The 3,762-nt window shown below is 50.1% G+C and carries 1 rRNA gene; it reads right to left on the bottom strand.

Going from position 1 to position 3,762, the window contains the following annotated elements:
- Window positions 1-116 precede the first annotated feature (116 nt).
- Window positions 117-3,698, bottom strand: a 23S ribosomal RNA gene (locus CN673_RS21630).
- Window positions 3,699-3,762 lie beyond the last annotated feature (64 nt).

Genomic DNA, 3,762 nt, shown 5'->3' with positions numbered 1-3,762 from the left:
CTGCGTACAACCCCCTGACCAGTAGTCAAGTCGTCTACAAGCGATCTTACACCCTGACAATCAACCACACAAAGTCGTATGGATTCGACAACAAGCCAGTAATTAAACCGACCTGCAAGGTCAAATATAGGGTAAAGGCTGCAACGGCGGCGAGCGCCGAGGCATAAACGTACCACACGAAGCCGGGGTACAAAACATTGTTTACCTAACTAGACGGGCTTCTAACTTAGAGGCATTCAGTTATAATCCCGCAGATGGTAGCTTCGGACCATCGTCCTATCGGACGAGCCCATAAACCAATTGTCTGAACCTGCTGTTCCTCTCGTACTAAGCAAGATTACTATTGCAACAACTCTTTGACAGTAGGATAAAACTAACCTGTCTCACGACGGTCTAAACCCAGCTCACGTTCCCTATTAGTGGGTGAACAATCCAACGCTTTGCGCATTCTGCTACGCAATGATAGGAAGAGCCGACATCGAAGGATCAAAAAGCAACGTCGCTATGGACGCTTGGCTGCCACAAGCCAGTTATCCCTGTGGTAACTTTTCTGACACCTCTTGCTGTAAACTTTACAAATCGAAAGGATCGATAGGCCACGCTTTCGCGGTCTGTATTCGTACTGAAAATCAAGATCAAGTAAGCTTTTGTCCTTTTACTCTACGTAAGGTTTCCGTCCTTACTGAGCTTACCTTAGGACACCTACGTTACTGTTTGATAGATGTACCGCCCCAGTCAAACTCCCCGCCTGACAATGTCATCGGCGCGGGTCGCCGGCGCACCAAGTACGCCGGCTTAAAATCAATCACAAGTTTTCAGAGAAAACGTTCCCCGTATTACCGAATAAGTAAGGAAACGATGAAAGTAGTGGTATTTCACTGACGTGCCGAAACACTCCCACTTATACTACACCATGCATGATTCTTCACAAAGTCAGACTAGAGTCAAGCTCAACAGGGTCTTCTTTCCCCGCTGTCTTTGCCAAGCCCGTTCCCTTGGCTGTGGTTTCGCTAGATAGTAGTTAGGGACAGTGGGAATCTCGTTAATCCATTCATACGCGTCACTAATTAAATGACGAGGCATTTGGCTACCTTAAGAGAGTCATAGTTACTCCCGCCGTTTACCCGCGCTTACTCAAATTTCCTTAAATTAACATTCAGAGCACTGGGCAGAAATCAGAGACAGTCAACGTCTTTCAGAGACCATCTGTCTCCTCTGTTTTAATTAGACAGTCGGATTCCCCCAGTCCGTACCAGTTCTAGATTCGATTGTTAAGCGCTAGCCGAAGACTACGCACGCCGAAACGAACGCAGACCAAGCTGAAACGATCCACCTACGGGCCACGCTACTAGCCCGAACAGCTCACCGAAGCTCGCCGCCCAGTCACGAACGCAGCCCATAAGCATCACGTAACAACCCGACTAGCCCAATCTCTAGAGCCAATTCTTTTCCCGAAGTTACGAATCTAATTTGCCGACTTCCCTTATCTACATTATTCCATCAACTAGAGGCTGCACACCTTGGAGACCTGCTGCGGATATTGGTACGATCGTGCGAGAAATTCATTAAGCTTCCCTTACCTTTTCAAGGGCCACATGGAGTGCACGGGACACCGCAGCAACCGCAGTGCTCTACAGCCTCAGCAACCATATCTCCGGATGAACCGATTCCATGGTCATGAAAGCTTAAACTAGAAAAGAGATCTCTAGCCCGGACTCCAAGCAGCGTCGGCAAGTTCATTTGCGTTACCGCGCTTCGACAACACCGAAGTGAAGCCAATCTCCTCGTCACGACGCGGGAATATTAACCCGCTTCCCTTTCGGCGAATGCAGCGCAATCCACAAGTGAATTTAACGCCACAACTTCAAATCCAGCATTAGCCTGTGCCTTAGGATCGGCTAACCCACGTACAATCACTGTGCACGCGGAACCCTTCTCCACTTCAGTCTTCAAGGATCTCACTTGAATATTTGCTACTACAACCAAGATCTGCACTCATAACGGCTCCATTCGGGCTCACGCCCAACAACTTCAACGCCATTACAACGTACCTCCTACTCGTCGAGAGATTGCTCGGGTCTCAACGACGGCAGAGTATAGGTCATTCGCTCGAGCGCCATCCATTTTCAGGGCTAGTTGATTCGGCAGGTGAGTTGTTACACACTCCTTAGCGGATTCCGACTTCCATGGCCACCGTCCTGCTGTCTATATCAACCAACACCTTTCATGGGGTCTCATGAGCGAATAGTTAGGCACCGTAACTCCGCGTTTGGTTCATCCCACATCGCCAGTTCTGCTTACCAAAAATGGCCCACTTGGAGCACAACAATCAAAGTCAGTGTTCAATTAAGCAACACCAACATCATAACCATTTAGAGTTTGAGAATAGTCTGAGAATAATACATCCCAAGAACTCTAATCGTTCGCTTTACCGAGTATATCTGTTTGAATGTGCACCAGCTATCCTGAGGGAAACTTCGGAGGAAACCAGCTACCAGATGGTTCGATTAGTCTTGCGCCCCTATACCAAAATCAGACGATCGATTTGCACGTCAGAACCGCTTCGGACTTCCACCAGAGTTTCCTCTGGCTTCGTCCTGTTCAGGCATAGTTCACCATCTTTCGGGTCTCATAGCATACGCTCAACCTCCGCATCAGGACAAGTCCTCGAAACGGGGCAACGTTGCTTGGGCCGCACGAATGCCGCACCCAGTCACGTTCAGACAAGTAATGTCTCACTTTCATTACGCCTTTAGGCTTCGACAAACCCAATGACTTGCGCATACCATAAACTCCTTGGTCCGTGTTACAAGACGGGTCGAATGGGTCACCGACTGAACACCGGGAAGAACGCAGAGCACACCACAACACCGACCGACCCCATAAGGGCTGCACACATGTGTACCACCCGAACCGAGCCTGTCGACACCGCGGCACGCGAAAAACCCACGTCTCCACAAAGCTGCGCAGCGCCAACCGAACTCCACACGCCCAGGGTTCCCAGCGCCGAAGCCCGGGTCCTCTAAACGCGCATCGTCCGACAACACCACACAACCCGGCGCACTCCGTACGCAAATGCACCAACCGAACACGCGACAATAGCGCCAGGCACACCTTGCGGCAATGCACAAACACCAATCACGCGCCCAGAAGGCTGAATACGCACTAGATACGTCGGCTCCATTCGCTTCCATTACACCGGTTTCACGTTCTCTTGCACTCTCTTTTCAAAGTACTTTTCAACTTTCCCTCACGGTACTTGTTTTCTATCGGTCTCGCGGTCGTATTTAGCCTTAGGTGAAGTTTACCACCAACTTTGGGCTGCGTTTCCAAACAACCCGACTCCCAGAACCAACACTCACCAAGTCCAGCCAGGTTTACCGGGGTAAAACCGTCTTAGCCGCCGCGTTCCAACGAGACTTAAGCCAGCCTGAACAAGCCGAACGAAGGTTCTATACGCTACACCGGTCATCAGCCAGAAGCCAACAACCTTTAGCGCTGGGCTCTTCCCGTTTCACTCGCAGTTACTCAGGGAATCCATGTTTGTTTCTTTTCCTCTGCTTACTGATATGCTTAAGTTCAGCAGGTAGTCATACCCAACTCAGGTGGTTTCAACCAATTCCGACAACACTGCCCGCAAGGCTTCACGACGAAGCTCAACAAACCGCAGCCAGGACTCCAAACATTCTCATCCGAACGTCCCTGACGGCCGCGCCGTTGAAACAACATCACCAAACGGTTTAGCCGCGCACGACAATCGAG

Origin of the sequence: Neopararhizobium haloflavum (assembly GCF_002750855.1) — a bacterium.
Lineage (GTDB): Bacteria > Pseudomonadota > Alphaproteobacteria > Rhizobiales > Rhizobiaceae > Georhizobium > Georhizobium haloflavum.
Note: the sequence above shows the minus strand (reverse complement) of the source record. Positions and strands in the feature narration are given on the sequence as shown.